This window comes from Streptosporangium sp. NPDC002607 (genome assembly GCF_053592655.1).
Genome location: NZ_JBSFWD010000002.1, coordinates 287,424 through 305,547, shown reverse-complemented (window position 1 = coordinate 305,547; position 18,124 = coordinate 287,424). Strand labels below are relative to the sequence as shown.

Annotated in this window: 14 protein-coding genes; 5 read left to right on the top strand and 9 right to left on the bottom strand. The window is 72.7% G+C overall.

What is annotated here, in order from left to right; translation table 11 throughout:
• Positions 1 to 34: 34 nt before the first annotated feature.
• The 7 genes from ACWD3H_RS03830 to ACWD3H_RS03800 form a co-directional block, all read right to left on the bottom strand.
• A complete protein-coding gene (locus ACWD3H_RS03830; RefSeq protein WP_451953919.1) occupies positions 35 to 2,425 on the bottom strand; it encodes an ATP-binding protein in 2,391 nt (796 codons plus the stop codon).
• Between the two features lie 138 nt (positions 2,426 to 2,563).
• On the bottom strand, positions 2,564 to 3,313 hold the full coding sequence (locus tag ACWD3H_RS03825; protein WP_343966456.1) for a glucose 1-dehydrogenase: 750 nt from the start codon (positions 3,311 to 3,313) through the stop codon (positions 2,564 to 2,566).
• Position 3,314: 1 nt separating this feature from the next.
• Entirely contained in the window at positions 3,315 to 5,483 is a 2,169-nt protein-coding gene (locus tag ACWD3H_RS03820) for an acetate--CoA ligase family protein (protein WP_451953918.1), read from the bottom strand.
• A 53-nt stretch (positions 5,484 to 5,536) separates the two neighbouring features.
• The gene (locus tag ACWD3H_RS03815; RefSeq protein ID WP_355554906.1) at positions 5,537 to 7,126 is read right to left on the bottom strand and encodes a class I adenylate-forming enzyme family protein; all 1,590 of its coding nucleotides are present in this window, start codon (positions 7,124 to 7,126) and stop codon (positions 5,537 to 5,539) included.
• A 52-nt stretch (positions 7,127 to 7,178) separates the two neighbouring features.
• Complete coding sequence (locus ACWD3H_RS03810) at positions 7,179 to 7,520, bottom strand: VOC family protein (protein ID WP_350912823.1); 342 nt, start codon at positions 7,518 to 7,520, stop codon at positions 7,179 to 7,181.
• Complete coding sequence (locus tag ACWD3H_RS03805) at positions 7,517 to 7,891, bottom strand: Zn-ribbon domain-containing OB-fold protein (RefSeq protein WP_350912825.1); 375 nt, start codon at positions 7,889 to 7,891, stop codon at positions 7,517 to 7,519. The genes ACWD3H_RS03810 and ACWD3H_RS03805 overlap by 4 nt, the downstream gene beginning before the upstream one ends.
• Positions 7,892 to 7,922: 31 nt before the next feature.
• Complete coding sequence (locus ACWD3H_RS03800) at positions 7,923 to 10,043, bottom strand: protein kinase domain-containing protein (protein ID WP_451953917.1); 2,121 nt, start codon at positions 10,041 to 10,043, stop codon at positions 7,923 to 7,925.
• Between the two features lie 175 nt (positions 10,044 to 10,218).
• Between ACWD3H_RS03800 and ACWD3H_RS03795 the strand changes: the two genes are divergently transcribed.
• Together ACWD3H_RS03795 and ACWD3H_RS03790 are read left to right on the top strand one after the other, a co-directional pair.
• On the top strand, positions 10,219 to 10,839 hold the full coding sequence (locus tag ACWD3H_RS03795; protein WP_451953916.1) for an isochorismatase family protein: 621 nt from the start codon (positions 10,219 to 10,221) through the stop codon (positions 10,837 to 10,839).
• The gene (locus tag ACWD3H_RS03790; RefSeq protein ID WP_451953943.1) at positions 10,839 to 11,630 is read left to right on the top strand and encodes an SDR family NAD(P)-dependent oxidoreductase; all 792 of its coding nucleotides are present in this window, start codon (positions 10,839 to 10,841) and stop codon (positions 11,628 to 11,630) included. Before ACWD3H_RS03795 ends, ACWD3H_RS03790 begins: the two co-directional genes overlap by 1 nt.
• 143 nt (positions 11,631 to 11,773) lie before the next feature.
• Here ACWD3H_RS03790 and ACWD3H_RS03785 read toward each other — a convergent pair whose 3' ends face one another.
• Positions 11,774 to 13,132 carry a serine hydrolase domain-containing protein gene (locus tag ACWD3H_RS03785; RefSeq protein WP_451953915.1) on the bottom strand — a complete coding sequence of 453 codons (1,359 nt, stop codon included), beginning with the start codon at positions 13,130 to 13,132 and terminating at the stop codon, positions 11,774 to 11,776.
• Between the two features lie 36 nt (positions 13,133 to 13,168).
• On the opposite strand from ACWD3H_RS03785, the gene ACWD3H_RS03780 reads away from it, so the two are divergent.
• The 3 genes from ACWD3H_RS03780 to ACWD3H_RS03770 all read left to right on the top strand — a co-directional run bounded on the left by ACWD3H_RS03780 (position 13,169) and on the right by ACWD3H_RS03770 (position 16,532).
• Positions 13,169 to 14,092: a cyclase family protein gene (locus ACWD3H_RS03780; RefSeq protein ID WP_355554914.1), complete on the top strand. Its 924-nt coding sequence runs from the start codon at positions 13,169 to 13,171 to the stop codon at positions 14,090 to 14,092.
• A 376-nt stretch (positions 14,093 to 14,468) separates the two neighbouring features.
• The gene (locus ACWD3H_RS03775) at positions 14,469 to 15,698 is read left to right on the top strand and encodes an ROK family transcriptional regulator (RefSeq protein ID WP_355554897.1); all 1,230 of its coding nucleotides are present in this window, start codon (positions 14,469 to 14,471) and stop codon (positions 15,696 to 15,698) included.
• 201 nt (positions 15,699 to 15,899) lie between these two features.
• Positions 15,900 to 16,532 (top strand): ThuA domain-containing protein, encoded by a 633-nt coding sequence (locus ACWD3H_RS03770; protein ID WP_355554895.1) that lies wholly within the window; start codon positions 15,900 to 15,902, stop codon positions 16,530 to 16,532.
• Positions 16,533 to 16,591: 59 nt separating this feature from the next.
• Here the strand turns inward: ACWD3H_RS03770 and ACWD3H_RS03765 are convergent, their stop codons facing one another.
• Positions 16,592 to 17,977 carry a GH1 family beta-glucosidase gene (locus ACWD3H_RS03765; RefSeq protein WP_355614061.1) on the bottom strand — a complete coding sequence of 462 codons (1,386 nt, stop codon included), beginning with the start codon at positions 17,975 to 17,977 and terminating at the stop codon, positions 16,592 to 16,594.
• Between the last annotated feature and the right edge of the window lie 147 nt (positions 17,978 to 18,124).

Below are 18,124 nucleotides of genomic sequence, written 5' to 3'. Positions count from 1 at the left end.
CCGCACTCGTCGGCTCCGGTGTCCCCTTCTCCCATCAGGTGTCGGATGGGTGACTCCCGTCCGTGTCCCGGTTGCGCTCGCCGATCCAGACGGCGATCTGGGCCCGGGAGTGGAAGCCCAGTTTGGTCATGATGTGCTCGATGTGACCCTCCGCGGTGCGCTGGGCGATCGTCAGCGAGGCCGCGATCTCCTTGTTGCTCAGCCCCTGGGCGACGAGCTGGGCGATCTCGGTCTCCCTGCGGGTCAGCGGGGACGGCGACGGCTCGGCCCTGTCGGGATGCCTGCCGGAGCGAGTGCCCTCGTCGAGGGCGAAGGCCAGCGCCTCGTCGCAGGGCAGCTTCGCGCCCCGCCTGACGGTGGCGTCGAAGGCCGCTTTCCCGAGGGTCTCACGCGTACGGGCCTCGCACTCGTCGTGGTAGTGCATGAGGTGTCCGAACCCGGACATCGGCGCTCCGATCGCCTGCCAGATCGTCTCCAGGATCCCCAGTAGTACGGCCGCCCGCCGGTGGTCTCCCTCCGCGGCGGCGATCCAGGCCAGCACCTCCAGGTTGACGCCGACGCCCAGCAGGTCGTCGAGCGAACGGTTGAACCTCAGGCTCTCCTTCTCCAGCTCGATCGCGCGCCGGGCGTCGCCCCGGGACCAGACCCCGATGCCGAGCGCCATCATCGCGTAAGCCCGGTGCCAGCCCTCCCCGTGGGCTTCGCAGAGCGTGAGGCACTCCTCGCCCGCGGAGACGGAACTCGTCCAGTCGCCCAGGAAGGAGTGGGCGAGGCAGAGCCGGATGAGCGTCAGGGCCAGGCCCGCCGGGTCGTCGTCGATGCGGTGACGCGCCGCCGCCTCCTCGTAGAGCTCGATCGCGGCTCCGAGGTCTCCCCGGGACATGGCGATCATTCCCGAGTAGAGCGCGACGTAGCCCAGGATCGGCTCGTGCCCCGGCCGGTCCCCCAGCACCCGGGCCTCCTCCAACATCGCCGCGGCGGCGGTGACGTCGGCCTGGATGATGGCCAGCCAGCTGTTGGACCACAGCGCGCGGCCCCGGATCTCGTCGGGCCCGGTGACGGCCGACAGGCTCCGGTCCAGCCAGTGGCGTCCCTCGCTGAGATAGTGGCTCGTGATCCAGTGGTAGAGCAGGTCGGCGGCCATGCCCAGGGCGGCGGGGGTCCCCTCGGGGTCGGTGAAGCAGTACTCCAGCGCGGTGCGCAGGTTGGCGTGTTCGAGATTCAACCTGCCGAACCAGGCCACCTGGAACGGGCCGAACCGCTGCACGTACGCCTCCACGGACAGCCGCCGGTAGTGGTCGCGGTGCAGCCGCCGGAGCGCGGTCTCCTGCCCCAGGTCCACGAGCCGTTCCCGGCCGTACTGCCGGATCGTCTCCAGCAGCCGGTAGCGGGTCACCGAGGGGGTGGCGGGGGAATCCTCCTTGATCAGGACGGACTTGCCCACCAGCCCGATCACCAGGTCGATCACCTCCTCGCGATCGATGCCGTCCCCCGAGCAGACCGCCTCGGCCGCCTCGAGGTCCAGGCCGTCGGCGAACACCGAGACGCGCGCCCACAGCAGCTGCTCCTTCTCCGTGCAGAGGGCGTAGCTCCAGTCGATCAGCGCGCGCAGCGTCTGCTGGCGGGGCAGCGTCGTGGGCGAACCTCCGGTGAGCAGCCGGAACCGGTCGTCCAGCCTGGCCAGCAGGTCCTCGGGAGAGAGCGCGCGCAACCGTGCGGCCGCCAGCTCGATCGCGAGCGGGATGCCGTCCAGCCTGCGGCAGATCTGCTCCACGGCGGCCCGGTTGGCCTCGGTGACCGTGAAATCCGGTAGGACGGCGCAGGCCCGCTCGGCGAACAGCCGTACCGCCTCGGACTGCGTGGCGGGCTCGGCGGGCAGTCTCGGACGGTCGGAGTCGGGTGCCGGCGGCGGCAGCGGCAGCGTCGGCACGGCCAGCGTCTGCTCGGCGGCGATGCCCAGCGCCTGCCGGCTGGTGGTGAGGATCCGCAGGCCGGGGGCCGAGCACACCAGGATCTCCACCAGCACGGCGCAGTCCCGCAGGAGGTGCTCGCAGTTGTCGAGGATCAGCAGCGCACGCTTCTCCCCGAGGTGCTCGACGACCATCTCCACCGGGGGGCGGTGCGAGGTGTCCCTGATCGTCAGGGCCTCGCTCACCGACGCGCCGAGCAGTTCGGGGTCCTTCAGCCCGGCGAGCTCGACCAGCCACACCCCGTCGGGAAAGGCCCGCTGGACGTCGGCCGCGACGCGCAGGGCCAGCCGGGTCTTGCCGACACCGCCGGGGCCGGTGAGGGTCACCACGCGGGCTTTGGACAGCAGGCGCCTGACCTCGGCCACCTCATGCCGACGTCCTACGAAACTGGTCACCTCGGGTGGCAGCCCCGCTGTCTGCCACCGTTTCGGGGTGGCCGGTGCCACCTCATCCATCAGCGTTCATCAGCGCCTCACGCCGGCCTCGGCAGGCGAACCGTCACATGTTCGGGTCCGACCGGCACCATCCACACTATGCGCAGGGGGGTTCGCCCCCGTACGCGCCGTGACCGTGACCGGATGGGCGCCGGTGGATCAGTAGCCCGCGCCGGTCAGCAGGCCGCCGTCCACCGTGAACTCGCTACCGGTGCAGTAGCTCGCCCGGTCGGAGGAGAGGAAGGCCACCACATGAGATACCTCGACAGGCTTGGCGAAACGCTTGATGACCATGGACTTCATGAACGCCTCCGCGTCCACCTTGGCGATGATCTCCGGATCCAGCACCATGGAGGTGTTGATCGCACCGGGGTGCACGGAGTTCACCCGGATCTTGAACTGGGCGAGCTCGCGGGCCGCGGCCTTGGTCACCCCGCGTACGCCGAACTTGGAGGCGGAGTAGGCGGACATGCCCTCGGCGCCGATGAAACCCTCGACCGAGGAGATGTTCACGATCGAGCCCCGGCCGGCGGCCCTCATGGGCTCGATGACGGACTTGACGCCGAGCCAGGTGCCCTTGAGGTTGACGTCGAGGACGCGCTCGAACTCCTCCAGCGCCATGTCCTCGATCCGACGAAATTTCAGGATTCCGGCGTTGTTGACCAGGACGTCGAGCTTGCCGTAGGTATCGACGGCGGCGCCGACCGCGCGCTCCCAGTCCTCGGGCCTGGTCACGTCCTGGTGGACGAAGAGCGCCCCGGTCTCCTCCGCGAGCGCCTTGCCCTCCTCGTCGAGCACGTCGCCGAAGACGACCCGCGCCCCCTCCTGCAGGAACAGCCGTACATGGGACTCGCCCATGCCCCTGGCCCCACCGGTGACCAGCGCGACCTTGCCGTCCAGAAGACCCATGTCAAGCTCCTCGGATGAAACGTGCGGCGGCGGCGACGGCCACGGCGGCCGCCTCCATCGAGCGGTAGACGGGGATTCCCGCACCGGCGGCGATCGCGCGGACCTCGTCCTCGACTCCGGACGGCGCGCACTCGCCGTTCCTGGTGACCAGGGTGATCCTGGTTCCCGGCAGGTCCCGCTGTGCCCGGGCGAGGTTGTGCGCGTACGCGTAGAGAGGGTCGGCGGAGGTTCCGAAGGTGAAGAAGCTCTGCACGTTCACGTGCGCCACGACGTCGGGGTACGGCCGGCGCGCCACGATCGCCCCGATGACCTCCCTGACCAGCTCAGGGCGGCCTCGCGGACCGACCGGGACCTCCAGCGGATTGGCCGGAGAGGTGCCGGCGGCCCCCGCGCCCAGGGCCTTCAGCACGTCCCGCGTCTCGTCGGGCAGCGCCGCCAGCACCAGCCCCGCCGCGTCGAGGACGTCCGCCGCCAGCACGCTGGCCCCGCCGCTCGGGCCGATCACCAGCACGGAGGGAAGGCCGTCCTCGCCGTGGCCCGTCCACGGCCCCCGCGCGGTGTCCGCGACGGACCCGGCGGGGGGAGCGATCCTGGAGGCGTGGGACTGGAAGAAGGACAGGGCGCCGATCAGGTCGTCCTGGCTGCCGACCAGGACGGCGCCGGTCTGGTCGGCCAGGGCCCGCCAGACGCGGCCGTCGCCGACCATGCCGCCGGTGTGCGAGGCGGCCGCCCTGCGCCCCTGGCCGCTCCGGCCGCCGACCAGCAGGACGACCGGGAGCCGTCCGCGCACGGACATCAGGGCCTCGAAGAGGGCACGGCCGTCCCGGGGGTCCTCCAGGTACATGCCGACGACCGAGGTGTGCTCGTCACCGCCGAGCCAGCCGAGCAACTCGGCGGGGGTCACGTCGGCGGAGTTGCCGACCGTGGCCACCCGGCTGAACGCCAGCCCGCGCCGCTCGCCCACCCTGACCACCTCTCCGGCCAGGCCGCCGCTCTGCGAGATCAGCGCCACCTGACCCGGAGGCCCCGGCTCGCCGCCGATGAAGGTCTGCCCGCCGCGCGGGCTGTAGACGCCCATGCAGTTCGGTCCGAGCAGCCGGGCCCCGGCCTCCCGTGCCGCCCTGACCAGGTCGGCCTCCAGCCCGGCGGCCCCGGCCTCGCCGAACCCGCCGCTCATCACCTGGACGAACGAGAGGCCCTTCGCATGGCGTACCACCTCCGCGCAGCGGTCGGCCGGTACGGCGACCAGCGCGTAGTCGGCGTCCGCCTCCGCGAGGGTCGGCACCGTGGGCACACCGTTGATCTCGTCCGCCTCCGGGTGCACCGCGACCAGCGGCACGCCGGTGGCCTTGTAGAACTCCAGGAACATGTTCCCGAAGTTCGGTCTGCTCGCGGACGCGCCCACCACGGCCACCGCCCTGGGCTCGAACAGCGCGGTGAAGTCCTGCCCGGACCCGTGCCGTCCCGGGGTTTCCGGCCCGGCGGGCTCCGCCGGGCCGGGAAGGTAGCGCGCGTCCACCGCGACCACGCCCTCCTCGGTGGCGATCACCGGGTTGAGTTCGAACTCGCCGAGATCCAGCCGTTCCCACACTCCTCCGGCCCCGCCGATCGCGAGCAGCAGCCCGACCAGGGCCTCCGAGTCCACGGCGGGCCGGCCGCGGTGGCCGTGCAGCAGTGGCGCGCCACGCAGTGAGGCGAGCATCCGCCGGGCGTCGGCCTCGGAGGCGGGACAGAGACAGAGCGCGGTGTCGCGCATGACCTCGGTCCACACGCCACCGAGCCCGGCGAGCAGGACGGGTCCGAAACCCGGGTCGCGCACCACGCCGACGATCAGCTCGACCCCCGGTGCGGCCTGCTCCTCCACCAGGAACCCGTCGGGCGTGATGCCCCGCGAGACGAGTCCGGCCAGCATCTCGTCGGCGGCGGACGCCGCCTCGGCCGGCCCGGACAGCCCCAGCCGTACCGCCCCCGCGTCCGACTTGTGCACCAGGCCGGGGCCGTGGGCCTTGAGCACCAGGGGAGGCGTCAGTCCCCGGGCCGCCGCGGCGACCTCGGCGGGGGAGGCGGCCGTGGCGCCTCGGGGCACCGCCACCCCCCACTCCCGCAGCAGGGCCTTGACCTCGTGCTCCGCGAACCGTGCGGGGGCGGGCTCCTGAGATGCTCCGGACATCGTGGATATCGCGGATACGCCGGACATCTCGGGCGGCCCGCCGGTGGATGCGGTCACGCCTCGTCCATCCGGTTCTGGTATCTCTCCCGGATCTCCCGCCTCAGCAGCTTGCCGGGTCCGCCGGAGGCGTCCTGGAAGTGCGGGAGTTCGGTGGCGACGACGACGTGGTCGGGGCGCTGGTGCGCGGGCAGCGTCTCGGCCAGGGCGAGGGCGATCTTGGCCGGGTCGGCCGGGTGTCCCGTCCTGGCCACCACCGCGAGCAGGATCCGCTGCTCGACCGCCTCCTGCCCCTCGGTCTGGGCGGGCACGCCGACCGCACCGGCCTCCGCCACGCCGTCCAGCGCCACCGCGGCCTCCTCGATCACCGAGGGCTGGGACCAGATGCCGCCCTTGAACACGGACTCCTCGCGGCGGCCGAGCACCATGAGGTTTCCGTCCTCCGACAGGACGCCCAGGTCGCCGCCGACGTACCACTCGTCGCGCAGCACCTCGGCGGTCTTCTCCGGCAGGCCGTCGTACCCGGTCATCCGGTGCGGCCCGGCGAGGTTGATCTCACCGACCTCGCCGGCCGGCCGGGCGCCCGAGGGGCCGGTGATCCGCACGGCGTTGCCGGTCCGCGCCCTGCCCGAGGAGCCGAGCGGCGTGCTGCCGTCGTCGACCCGGCCGAAGCAGGTGTAGGGGGCCTCCGTCTGGCCGTAGTAGCAGTAGACGCCGGTGTCGGGCAGCCGCTCCTTCATCCTGGCCAGCAGCGCCGCGGGGAGCGGCTCGCCGCCCAGCATGATGACCCGCAGGGACGACAGATCGGCGCCCGCGTGGTCGTCGGAGCCCAGCAGCGCCGCGTAGAAGGAGGGGATCTGCGAGACGTGGGTGACCTTCTCCCGGGGGACCACCCTCAGGAAGTTCGCCGGTCCCCAGTCCTGTTCGAGCACCAGTCGCATGCCCGCGTAGAGCGCCGGCCCGACGAGGGCGGGGAAGCCGATGCCCCAGATGATCGCCCCGGTGCCGAGTACCGAGTCCTCGGTGCGCGGCACGTCGAGCCAGATCTGCGCGATGGCCAGCGACGAGGCGTGCGTGTGGACCACCGCCTTGGGCAGGCCCGTCGTCCCGGAGGTGTAGTAGAGCGCCAGCGGATCGTCCCAGAAGCCGCCGAGGGCCATCTCGTCCTCGGCGGCGCCCGCGGTGAGCGCGTCCAGGTCCACGGCGTCCTCGCCGGGGCCGCCGACCCTGATCCAGCGGGTGATCTCCGGCAGCCGGGGGCGGATCTCCGCGACGGCGGCCTCCACCGTGGAGTCGTACACGAACGCGGTGGCGCCGGAGTGCGCGACGACCGCGGCCAGGGTGTCGACGGACCAGTACGGGTTGAGCGCCGCGGTGACGGCGCCGAGCTTCGCCGCGGCCAGGTAGACCTCGGCCACGTGCAGGGTCTCGTTGAGCAGCGCGGCCACCCGCTGCCCGGGGGCGAGGCCGGCCTCCGCCAGCGCGTGGGCGCGCCGGTTGACGAGCCGGTCGAGTTCCGCGTAGGTGAAGCTCTGCTCACCGCAGTAGGTCAGCGCGACCCTGTCGGGGGTGCGCATGGCGTTGGCGGTGAGGATGGCGTGGGCGTAGTTGCCGTACGGGGTGCCTGCCGGGGTCGGGCGCGCCATCTCTGGCCTCCGTTCGGAGCGAGGGGTGGATCGGTGCGGGGGGTGAGGGGTGTCAGTGCGAGGAGTAGAGGACGAAGACGTTTCCTGACGGGTCGCGCAGTACGGCTCTGATCTCGTGCGGCCCGGTCTCCGGCTCCCGTACGAGCTCGGCCCCGGCCCCCGCCAGCTCCCTGGCGGCCCGCGCGACGTCGTCCACCTTGTACGAGGGCGCGGTGACCTCGCCCGCCACCCGCTCCTCGGCCGCGACCAGCGCGACCGTGGCGCCCCCGCCGTCCAGGGCGGCGAACCGGTCGCCGTCGCGGAACCTGACCGCCAGCCCGAGCGTCCCCGAGTAGAAGGCGATCGCCGTCTCCAGGTCGTCCACGGGGATCAGGACGTTGCCGAGCTTGCTCACGCGGGCCTCCACTGGGGCAGGTCGTCGACGAAGGTCACGCGCACCGGCATGCCGATCCGCACCAGGTCCGGCGGGCACTCCACGACCTGCCCGAACGCCCGCACCCCTTCGGGAAGGTCGATCCAGGCCAGCACGTACGGCTCCCGCCCCCGGAACTCGGGCACGAACGAGCGGTGCACGACCGTGAAGGTGTGCACCGTGCCGTCGCCGGAGACGGGTTCGTAGGGGAGGTCGGTGCCGCCGCAGCCGGGGCACTCGGGGGCGGGCAGGTGCACCCGCCGGGCGCAGGCGGTGCAGCGTTGGACGACCAGCTCGCCGCGACGGCAGGCGTCCCAGTAGGCGAGCGTGTCGCCGGTCATCGATCCGGTCATCGATCGCCAAGCTAGCGCACGCTTGGTTGCCTCACAAGATGCCGTCCACGCCGGTTCGCTCGGGGCCGGGCTCGTCCACGGTGGGCCGTTCGGAGTCCTGTGGTCTCTCCGAGGCCGGGTCCGGGGTCGGGCCGGAGGTGGGAGTGCAGGAGGGCAGATCGATCCGGACGGTCCGGGAGGGCATGTCGCCCGCGGGGACCGTACTGATCGTCACCAGCCGGGTGACACGCTCCCCGCACCGGGGCAGCTCGGCGAACTCCCCCTTCACCTCCCGCGCGTACTCGGTGGCGCCGGACAGCTCCAGCTCCCGGGTGCCGCTGGTCACCGCGCCGTCGAGCCTCTGGGCGAACCCGAGCCGCACGGTCACCGGCGCGGTGCCCGAGGTCCTGACCAGGAAGCCGACGGTGGTGCCGTCGAAGGCGGTGATGGAGACCGAGGGCGGCGGACACGGCTCGCCGTGGACCTCCTGGGTGCGGACGGCGGTCCCGCCCGAGGAGCGGGGTGAGGTGGAGACCGTGACCCGGCGGTAGAGGGTCTGCCCGCAGGCCGGAACCGTGAAGGCGTGCGGGACGGTGTGCGAGTAGGCCGCGGACCCGTCGAGGACGGAGGTGCGCGGGGGTGCCTGGACGAGCCGGTCGCGCTCCGGCCCCTCGGCGAACGTGACGGTCACCGCGACGTCCGCCGCGGTGGAGGCGCGGAAGGCGACCGTGGTGCCGTTCCCGTCGATTCCCACGATCCGCAGACCGCTGACCGTGTGCGCGGGCTCCGGCGGCATCACCGTCACGCTCGGCGCGGGTGTCGGGGTGCGCGTGGCGGTGGGCGTCGGCGGCCGTGGCGTGGGTGTCGGTGTGGCCTTCGGCGTGGGCGTGGGTGTGGGTGTGGGGGTCGGTGTGGGCTTCGGCCGGGAGGTGGAGGGGGTGGGGTCCACGGTCCGGCTCGGCGCCGGCGAGGGGAACGTGACGGGGAAGGGGGCCGTGCTCTCCGCGGGGGGCACGGGCCGCCCGACGGCGGCGCTTCGCGAGGGGCTCGGCCCGACGGACGGCTCCGGCGGATCCGGCACCCGGCTCCGTCCCGCCGGTGTCTCCTGGATGATCGCTGAGCTGGGCGGCGGGGTGAAGATCGTGTCGGCGGAGAGCCGGTCATGCGGCCGGTTGGCCGCGATCACACCGGCGGTCATCGCGACGGTGACCACCCCAAGCCCGGCCAGCGTCCTGGGGCCCAGCCGGGGACGGCGCACCCGCCCCATCCGGCCGAGCACGGTCTGGGCCACCGAGGAACTCGCCCTCGGCGCGGGCTTGGCCAGCGGGAACGCCAGTGCCAGCAGCGTGGCGAGCTCGGCCAGGTGCCGCCGTCCGCGCTGCTCCCACTCCGGCCCGTACGCCGACAGCGCCGCGGCCTCCAGCTCCTCCAGGAACGCCCGCGCGTCCTGCGGCCGGTCATTCGGGTCCTTGGCCATGCCCCGCATGACCAGGGCGCGGACCGAGCCGGGCACCTCCGCCACCGGGATCGGCGCGGTCAGGTGCCCGTGCATCAGCGCCGCGCGGTGATCCGCCAGGTACGGCCTGCGCCCGGTGAGGCACTCGAAGAAGACGCAGGTGGCCGCGTAGACGTCGGTCGCGGCACTCGCCGCCGCTCCCTCCCACTGCTCGGGAGCCATGTAGGCGGGGGTACCGGCGGTGATGCCGGTCTCCCCGACGTGGGCGGCGATGCCGAAGTCCGCCAGCTTGCTGCCGCCGTCGGCCTGGATCAGCACGTTCTCCGGCTTGTAGTCGCGGTGCACGACCCCGGCCGCGTGCGCGAAGGCCAGGCCGAGCAGCGAGCCCTTGAGCACGGTCAGCGCCGCCTCCGGGCTGGTGCTGCCGTGCTCGCTCAGGATCCGCCTGAGCGCGACCCCGTCGACCAGCTCCATCACGATCGCGGCTTCGAGCACGTCCTCGTAGTACTCGTACAGCTGGACCACGTTCGGGTCCTGCAGCTCCACCATGACGCGCGCCTCCGCACGGAAGCGCGCCAGGAAGCGGTAGTCGTCCTTGAGCGTCGCGTTGAGATATTTGATAGCCACGTAGGCGCCGGTGGCGGCGTACGTGGCCAGCACCACGCGCCCGCCCCCGCCGACGCCGAGTTCCCGAATCTCGCGGTATCCCGGAACCATCCAGCCCCCTTCCGAGTGCCGTCGACTTGTTCGACGGTCTCACCCATGGGGTTGGTTGTCACGGTTGGTCAACTTTTGCGAAGGGTAACAATCGAAATCGTGCTCGATGGTCGATCCGGTCGCGTGTTAGGCTCCGATGGTTAACCAAGCAAGCGCTCGGGTTAGTGGAGGTCGCATGGCCGTCGATCTGGGCGCGCTCGCCGCGCCGGACCGCAGTGCGGTGCTGGTGATGGAGATGCAGCGCGGCGTCGCCGGAGACCTCGCGAAGTTCCCGGACCTGGTGGAGGTGTGCGCCCGGCGCGACGTGGTGGCCAACGCCGCCGCGGTCCTGGCCGCGGCCCGCGCGGCCGGGGTGCCGGTGATCCACTGCACCGCGGCCTTCCGCGCCGACCGCGCCGGGTCGCACACCGCGAACAGCCCCTTCATCGCGGCCCTGCTCAAGGACCCCGCGCACATGCTGGAGGGCAGCGGCGCGGTCGAGGTGCTGCCCGGCCTGCGCGACCCCGGCGACCTGGAGTCGCGCCGCCACCACGGGTTCTCGCCCTTCACCGGGACGTCGCTGGACATGACCCTGCGCTCGCTCGGCGTCTCGACGGTCGTCGCCGTGGGGCTCTCCCTCAACCTCGGCATCCCCGGGCTCGCCCTGGAGGCGGTCAACCTCGGCTACCGGGTGGCGGTGGTGACCGACGCCGTGGCGGGAGTCCCCGACGACTACGCGCAGGCGGTGCTGAGGCACACCGTGAGCCTGCTCGCCGCGCGGGTGCGGGCCGCCGACATCGTGGAGGCCTGGAAGTGATCGACGGCCTGAGGCTGGACGGGCGCACGGCGGTGGTGACCGGGGGAGCCGGGGCGATCGGCGCCGCGGTCTGCCGCGACCTCGCCGCGCTCGGGACCGGGGTCGTCGTGGCCGACGTGGACGAGTCCGGTGCCGCGGCGATCGCCGACGAGCTGAACAGCGAGTCGATCGGCCTGGGGCCCGGGGCCAGGGTGCCGAGGGGGCCGAGGGCCCCGGCCACGGCCCTGCGGGTCGACCTGGCGGACCCGGCGTCCATCGAGGACTTCTGCGGGCGGGCAGGGCCGGTGGACATCCTGGTCAACAACGCCGGGGTGTCGATCGTCGAGCCGTTCGTCACCGGCGACCCCGAAGGCTGGGAACTGATGTGGCGGGTCAACCTGCGCGCCCCGATGCTGCTCACCCGCCTCCTGCTGCCCGGGATGATCGAGCGCGGCTGGGGCCGCCTGGTCTTCGTCTCCTCGGACGGGGCGCGGGCCGGCTCCGGCGGCGAGGGCGCGTACGCCGCGACCAAGGCGGGACTGTTCGGCCTGGCCAAGACGCTGGCGAGGGAGGCGGCCCGGGGGAACGTCACCTCCAACGTGGTCTGCCCGGGGCCCACCGACACCCCGATGCTCCGCCGCGTGGACGCGGAGAAGCCGGGACTGGTCGACAGGATCGCCAGGGGCATCCCGCTGCGCCGCCTCGGCGCCCCCGAGGACGTCGCCGGGATGGTCGCCTACCTCTGCACCGACAGGGCCGCCTACGTCACGGGCCAGACCCTGTCGGTCAGCGGCGGCGTCACGATGCATTGACACCTCGGGCGAGTGGCCGACGACGGCATCCGGGAACCGGTGCCGCCGGCCGGCGGGGGCGTCACGACGTGTCGACCCGCTCCTTCCCGGGGGCGCCACCGGAGTTCTCCCGGCGTTTCTTCCCGGCGGCGTCCCTGCGGGGTTCAGCGCGTGGGGCGCCCCTGGGGGAGCGACTCGTAGACGGCCTCGGCCAGGCGGTAGGCGCGGAGGCTGCCGGAGACGGCGCCCGCCATCCTGTTCATCGTGTACGCCATGCCCAGGCCGTGCTCGGCGTCGCCGAGGCCCAGCGACCCGCCGAGACCGGTGTGGCCGAAAGCGGTCTCCGCGCCGCCGGCGGGGGTGAGGAAGGTCATCGCCGGACGCATGTAGCCCAGCCCGAAGGAACTGTCGATGAACATCACCCTGTCCGGGCCGTGCACCCTCCTGCGCGTCGCGTCGCGCAGGGTCTCCGGGCCCACGATCCGCCCGGCCACCAGGTCGCGGTAGAACCCGGCCAGTCCCCGGGCACTGGTGACGGCGCCCATCGCGGGCCAGCCGGCCCGCAGGACGACCGGATTGTTGGCGCCGCCGGACAGCCGGTGGATCGGCGGGTTGCCCAGCGCCCGGTTCATCAGGCTGTTCCTGTCGAGCGAGGCCCTGGCCATCTCGTAGACCGGGTCCCCGGGTCCGTGTCCCGGCAACTCCGCCACCGTGGAGACCGTCGCGGGGCCGCCTGCCGCGCCGTTACCGGCCCGCCCGTCCTCCGCGGCCCGCGCGGTGCCGGTGACCTGTCCGGCCTGGTCCGCCGCGCCCGCCGGCGCGGATTCGGCGGGCGCCGGGGCGGAGGGCTTCGCGCGCTCCCGGGCGGACAGCCGGGCCGCCCGCTCGATCATGTCGTCGCCGGCGCCGACCTGGAGATCCAGATCAAGCGGCCCGGAGATCTCCGCGGCCACCAGCTCGCCCACGGAGCCGCCCGACACCCTGCGGACCACCTCGCCGACCAGGAACCCGTACGTCAGCGCGTGGTAGCCGTGCGCGGTGCCCGGCTCCCAGATCGGCGCCTGGCCGGCCAGCCGGTCCGCGATGGCGGCCTGGTCGCCGAACTCCTCCACCGGGACCTGCTCCTCGATCACGGGCAGCCCCGCCTGGTGGGTGAGCAGGTGCTCGACGGTGACGCGCTCCTTGCCGTGCCGCGCGAACTCCGGCCAGACGTCCGCGACCGGGGCGGCGATGTCGAGCAGGCCCCGCTCGGCCAGCAGCAGCGCGACCGTCGCGGTCACCGCCTTGGTGCACGAGTACGCCAGCACGGGGGTGTCACGCTCCCAGGGCCGCCCGCTGTGGCGGTCGGCGACCCCGCCCCACAGGTCCACGACGGGTTCGCCGTCCAGGAAGACCGCGAACGCCGCGCCCAGTTCCTCGCCACCGGTGAAGTGCGCTTCGAACACCTCCCGCACCCGGGAGAAGCGGGGGTCGCAGTGCCCGTACGTGTCCGCCCGACCCTCGATCACACCGTCCGCAGTCATCGTCCGTCCCCGCATCCTTAGAAAGTGAGCACTTGCTTGGTAGCCGAGCCTAACAACTGGGGCCGCTTCGGCCCAGGAGACCAGCGTGGCACCCTCAACCTGCTGACCCCCGGCACGGTCCTGGCCGCCCTCGCCTCCGCCGTCACCGGCCAGGTGATCAGCCTGGCCATGCCCATCAGGGGCGCCACCTCCTCGCCCGCCCCCACGACGGTTCCGCACCTGCGGGGCCGCCCGCTGCCGCAGCACTTCATGTCCGTGGACGGCGGCGATTACGCGGCCGGCACCCGCCCGATCGGGGCCGGGCTGCGGATGGCCGACGACGCCCTGATGGTCACCCACCACGGCACCACGACTCATATGGACGCGCTCTGCCACATGTGGGCGGGGGAGGAGCTCTACAACGGGCACCCCGCCGCCAGGGTCAGGTCCTACGGGGCCACCCGCTGCGGTATCGAGACCGCGGGCGGCGTCGTCGCCCGGGGGGTGCTCTTCGACGTCCCCCGCCATCTCGGCCTCGACCACCTGCCGGTGGACTTCCGCGTCTCCGGCGACCTGCTGGCGGAGATCCACGACGATGTGCGCCCCGGCGACGTGGCGGTGGTCCGCACCGGCTGGCCCCTGGTCTGGGAGGGCTCGCCGCAGGACTACTGGGCGGGCCAGCCGGGCCTGTCCGCGGACGGCGGCAGGTGGCTCGCCGCCCGCGACGTCGCCGTGGTCGCCTCGGACAACGCCGCCATCGGGGGCCTCAACGCCCGCCAGCTCGCCGACGAGGACCTGACGGACGATCTGCACCTGATCCTGCTCTGGCGGCACGGCATCCATCTGGCCGAGATGCTCTCGCTGGAGGAACTGGGCGCGGCCTGTGCCGGCCGCGGCGGCGGGGACTTCGTCTTCGTCGCGGCCCCGCTGAGGATCGAGGGGGGCACGGGAAGCCCGATCAACCCGCTGGCGATCCTCTGAGGGCGGCGCCCGGTGGCCGTTTCCCGGGCGCCGGGACAGGGGAGACGCCAAACGCCCGTGGAGGAGCGGTAAGACCTGGCACACGCGTCAGGCGCGCACCGGTGAAACGGGAACTCCCGCCACAACCTCGCCTTCTGGCCGTCACCGTCCTGACCCGATCCGCCCGGGAGCGCACCGGGCGGATCGGCGCCTTCGAGACGGTTCCGAGGGTCCGTGCCGGACGTGGCGATTCCCCGTGCGACCTGGGAAACTCTCCTCGCGCCCGATGCGGGTGCGGCGCGCCTCGCCGGGCAGGAGTGTGCTCGATGAGCATTGGCCGCGAGTGGCTAGAGTAGTAGTTGTACTAACATTTGAAATTACTTCCCCGGGGAGAAGCATGAGCCGTCCACAGCGGGGGACCCTTCGTGATGTGCGGAAGGGCAACCGGTCCGTGGTCCTGTGGACGTTGTATTTCGCCAACGAGCTGAGCAGGCACGACCTGGCCCAGACGACCGGTCTCAGCGCCGCGACGGTCAGCAACGTGATCGGCGACCTCATCGCGGACGGCATCGTGGTCGAGACCGGTTCCGTCGACTCCGACGGCGGGCGACCGCGGATCATGCTCAGGGTCGACCCCTCGTACGGATACGTGGTCGGGGTGGGGGTCGGGGAGACCCGCGTCCGTGTCGAGCTGTACGACCTGGCGATGAAGGAGCGGGCGCGGAAGGAGTTCGCCCTCGACCCGAGCCACCACGAGCCCGCCGTGGTGGCCCGTCACATCCTCGACGGGCTGGAGGCGGTCCTGTCGGAGGCGGGGGCGGACGAGTCCGAGGTGCTCGGCATGGGGCTGGGCGTCCCGGGTGTCGCCGAACAGGGGCCCGACCTGCTCATCCACGCCCGCGCGTTCGGCTGGGACGGCGTACCGCTGGGCGCGCTGCTGCGCGAGGGCACCTCGATCCCGGTCTTCGCCGACAACGGGGTCAAGACCACCGGCCAGGCCGAGCTCTGGTTCGGGGCGGGTAAGGGCGCCCAGCACCTGGTCATGACCTTCATCGGTACCGGCGCCGGGGCGAGCATCATCAACGGCGGCGTCACCTACCGGGGAACGGCGAACGGCGCGGGGGAGTGGGGTCATACGAAGATCGTCCTCGACGGGCGCCCCTGCCGCTGCGGCGGTCAGGGCTGCCTGGAGGCGTACGTCGGCGCCGAGGCGATCCTCGCCGGCGCGGGCAGGGACCTGGGGGACGACGACGAGGAGAGCGTCTTCGCCGCGCTTCTCGCCGATCCGCTGGCCAGGCCCGCGTTCGAGGAGGCCGTCCGCTGCCTCGGGGCGGGGCTGGCCAACCTCATCAACCTGTTCAACCCCGAGCGTGTCATCCTCGGCGGCTGGGCCGGGTCCCTGCTCGGGCGGGAGTTCCTTGCCGAGATCCGTGCCGCCGCCGCCAGGTACGCCCTGCCGCTGCCCTTCTCGCAGGCGTCGATCGAGCTGGGCCGGCTCGGTCCCGAGGCGGTCGCCCTGGGCGCGGCCACCCTGGTCGTCGAGGACTTCCTGCTGCGCAGCCACGCGGTGCGCCCCGCGGGGCGGGGCGAGACCCCGGCGCGGGCGGCCGGGCCCGCGCACAGCTGACCGGTCTCCGGCGCCGCGGCTGTTGACGCCGTCCCGCCCAGCACTTATTTTGCATTCTGTACTAAGAGTGGCGACGGGGGGAACGACTGTGGACGGGTCGCACATCGACGGGACGTTCCAGGGCGCCTCCGGACGCGCCGTACCCCGCGGGGGAAGGCCGTCGTCAGGTGAGCGCCGGGCGAGCGGCCGGGCGGGCCGCCGATGAGGAGGGCGCTGGTCGTCCGTGGCGGCTGGGAGGGGCACGTCCCCGTCGAGGCGACCGAGCTGTTCATCCCCGAACTGGCCGCCGCCGGCTTCTCGGTGACCGTCGCCGACGACCTGGAGGTCTACGCCGACCGGCCGCTGCTGGCCGGGACCGACCTGGTCGTGCAGTGCTGGACGGGCGGCACCCTGACCCGGGAGCAGGAGGCGGGGCTGGTGGCCGCGGTCCGCGCGGGTACCGGCTTCGCCGGCTGGCACGGCGGCCTGGTGGCCACCTTCGACGGCAGCCATGACTACCTGCGGATGGTCGGCGGGCTCTTCCTGCACCACCCCGAGGACTTCCTCAGCTACGACGTCGTCATCGACCCCGCGCGCGCCGACCACCCGATCGTCGCCGGGCTGGACGACTTCACCGTCGAGACCGAGCAGTACTGGATGCTCACCGACGCCCACAACGAGGTTCTCGCCACCACGCGGTTCGCCGCACCGGAAACCGTCATGCCGGTCGTCTGGACCCGCAGGTGGGGGAGGGGAAAGGTCTTCTTCTCCGCCGTCGGCCACCGGCTCGCGGACCTGCGGCATCCCACCGTGTACGAACTCACCCGGCGCGGCCTGATCTGGGCCGGCCGGTGACCGCCTGACGTGACGTTCCCCGCGCCTCCCTCGGGGACGGGGGCGCGGGGAACGTCGCCTCAGATCCCGTTCCTGCCGATGACACCGCTGTACCACAGGGCGCTGTCCTTGGGGATGCGCCGTTGGGTGTCGTAGTCGACGTGGACCAGCCCGAACCGCTTCTCGTAGCCGTACGCCCACTCGAAGTTGTCCATCAGCGACCAGGCCAGGTAACCGCGCAGGTCGGCTCCCTCACCGATCGCCTGGTGGGCGGCGAGCAGATGGGTGCGCAGGTAGTCGACGCGCTCGGCGTCGGCCACCCGGCCGTCCTCGGCGGAGTCGTGGTAGGCCGCCCCGTTCTCGGTGATCATCAGCGGGGTGGTGGGATAGTCCCGCGCCAGCCGCACGAGGAGCCTGCGCAGGCCGTCGGCCTCGACGGGCCAGCCCATGGCGGTCACCGGCAGGTCGGGGTCGAGGTGTTCGACGCCCTCGGTGCCGGGGAAGCGGTTCGAGGAGGGCGTGCCCACCTTCGCCGCGACGAGGGTCGGCGCGTAGTAGTTGACTCCCAGCAGGTCGATCGGGGCGCCGATCAGCTCCTCGTCGCCGTCGGCGATGTGCTCCAGAGTGGTGAAGCGGGCCATGTGCTCCAGCATGTCGGCGGGGTAGCGGCCGTTGAGGATCGGGTCGAGGAAGATCCGGTTGTGCAGGCCGTCGACGAGCCCGGCCGCCGCGACGTCGTGCCGGTCCTGCGGGTCACGGGGGGACACCGGGGTGAGGTTGACCGTGATCGAGACCTCTCGGGCTCCCGCCGCACGCAGGGCGCGGGCCGCCAGGCCGTGGCCGAGCAGCAGGTGGTGCGCCGCGCGGAAGGCCGCGTCCGGCTCGGTCCTGCCGGGCGCCTGATCGCCGGTGGCGTACCCGAGGAAGGCCGAGCACCACGGCTCGTTGAGCGTGGTCCAGGTCCTGATCCGGTCTCCGAGCCGGTCGTACACCGCTCCGGCGTACTCGGCGAAGTGGTGGGCGGTCTCCCGCACGGTCCAGCCGCCCCGGTCCTCCAGGCACTGCGGCAGGTCCCAGTGGTACAGGGTGGTCATGGGCTCGATGCCGGCGGCCAGCAGGGTGTCTGTCAGCCGGTCGTAGAAGTCGAGACCGAGGGGGTTCACCGGTCCGGTGCCGTCGGGCCTGATCCGGGGCCAGGAGACGGAGAAGCGGTAGGTGTCGATGCCGAGGTCCCGCATGAGGGCCACGTCGTCGGCGTAGCGGTGGTAGTGGTCGCAGGCGATGTCGCCGGTCTGCCCGAGGTGCACCCGGCCGGGGGTCCTGGCGAAGGTGTCCCAGATGGAGGGGGTGCGTCCGTCCTCCGCGGCGGCGCCCTCGATCTGGTAGGCCGCGGTGGCGACCCCCCAGCGGAAACCGGGGGGGAACAGGGCCAGGCCGGTGCCGGTCCGGTCGTCGGTCTGGGTCATCCCTTGATCGCTCCTTGCGTGGTTACGCGGATGGGTCGCCTGCCGGGCGGCGTCAGGTCGACGATCGGTGGCAGGGGCGCCGTTCCACCCTCCCGCGCTCTGTGGGCGCCCGAGGGGAGTGGTGGCTGCTCAACTTTGAGGCTTAAT

What these genes read in the sequence shown, in the direction of transcription:
- ACWD3H_RS03830 (WP_451953919.1), bottom strand. Translation starts at nt 2,425, where the DNA reads ATGGATGAGGTGGCACCGGCCACCCCGAAACGGTGGCAGACAGCGGGG.
- ACWD3H_RS03825 (WP_343966456.1), bottom strand. Translation starts at nt 3,313, where the DNA reads ATGGGTCTTCTGGACGGCAAGGTCGCGCTGGTCACCGGTGGGGCCAGG.
- ACWD3H_RS03820 (WP_451953918.1), bottom strand. Translation starts at nt 5,483, where the DNA reads ATGTCCGGAGCATCTCAGGAGCCCGCCCCCGCACGGTTCGCGGAGCAC.
- ACWD3H_RS03815 (WP_355554906.1), bottom strand. Translation starts at nt 7,126, where the DNA reads ATGGCGCGCCCGACCCCGGCAGGCACCCCGTACGGCAACTACGCCCAC.
- ACWD3H_RS03805 (WP_350912825.1), bottom strand. Translation starts at nt 7,891, where the DNA reads ATGACCGGATCGATGACCGGCGACACGCTCGCCTACTGGGACGCCTGC.
- ACWD3H_RS03800 (WP_451953917.1), bottom strand. Translation starts at nt 10,043, where the DNA reads ATGGTTCCGGGATACCGCGAGATTCGGGAACTCGGCGTCGGCGGGGGC.
- ACWD3H_RS03795 (WP_451953916.1), top strand. Translation starts at nt 10,219, where the DNA reads ATGGCCGTCGATCTGGGCGCGCTCGCCGCGCCGGACCGCAGTGCGGTG.
- ACWD3H_RS03785 (WP_451953915.1), bottom strand. Translation starts at nt 13,132, where the DNA reads ATGACTGCGGACGGTGTGATCGAGGGTCGGGCGGACACGTACGGGCAC.
- ACWD3H_RS03775 (WP_355554897.1), top strand. Translation starts at nt 14,469, where the DNA reads ATGAGCCGTCCACAGCGGGGGACCCTTCGTGATGTGCGGAAGGGCAAC.
- ACWD3H_RS03770 (WP_355554895.1), top strand. Translation starts at nt 15,900, where the DNA reads ATGAGGAGGGCGCTGGTCGTCCGTGGCGGCTGGGAGGGGCACGTCCCC.
- ACWD3H_RS03765 (WP_355614061.1), bottom strand. Translation starts at nt 17,977, where the DNA reads ATGACCCAGACCGACGACCGGACCGGCACCGGCCTGGCCCTGTTCCCC.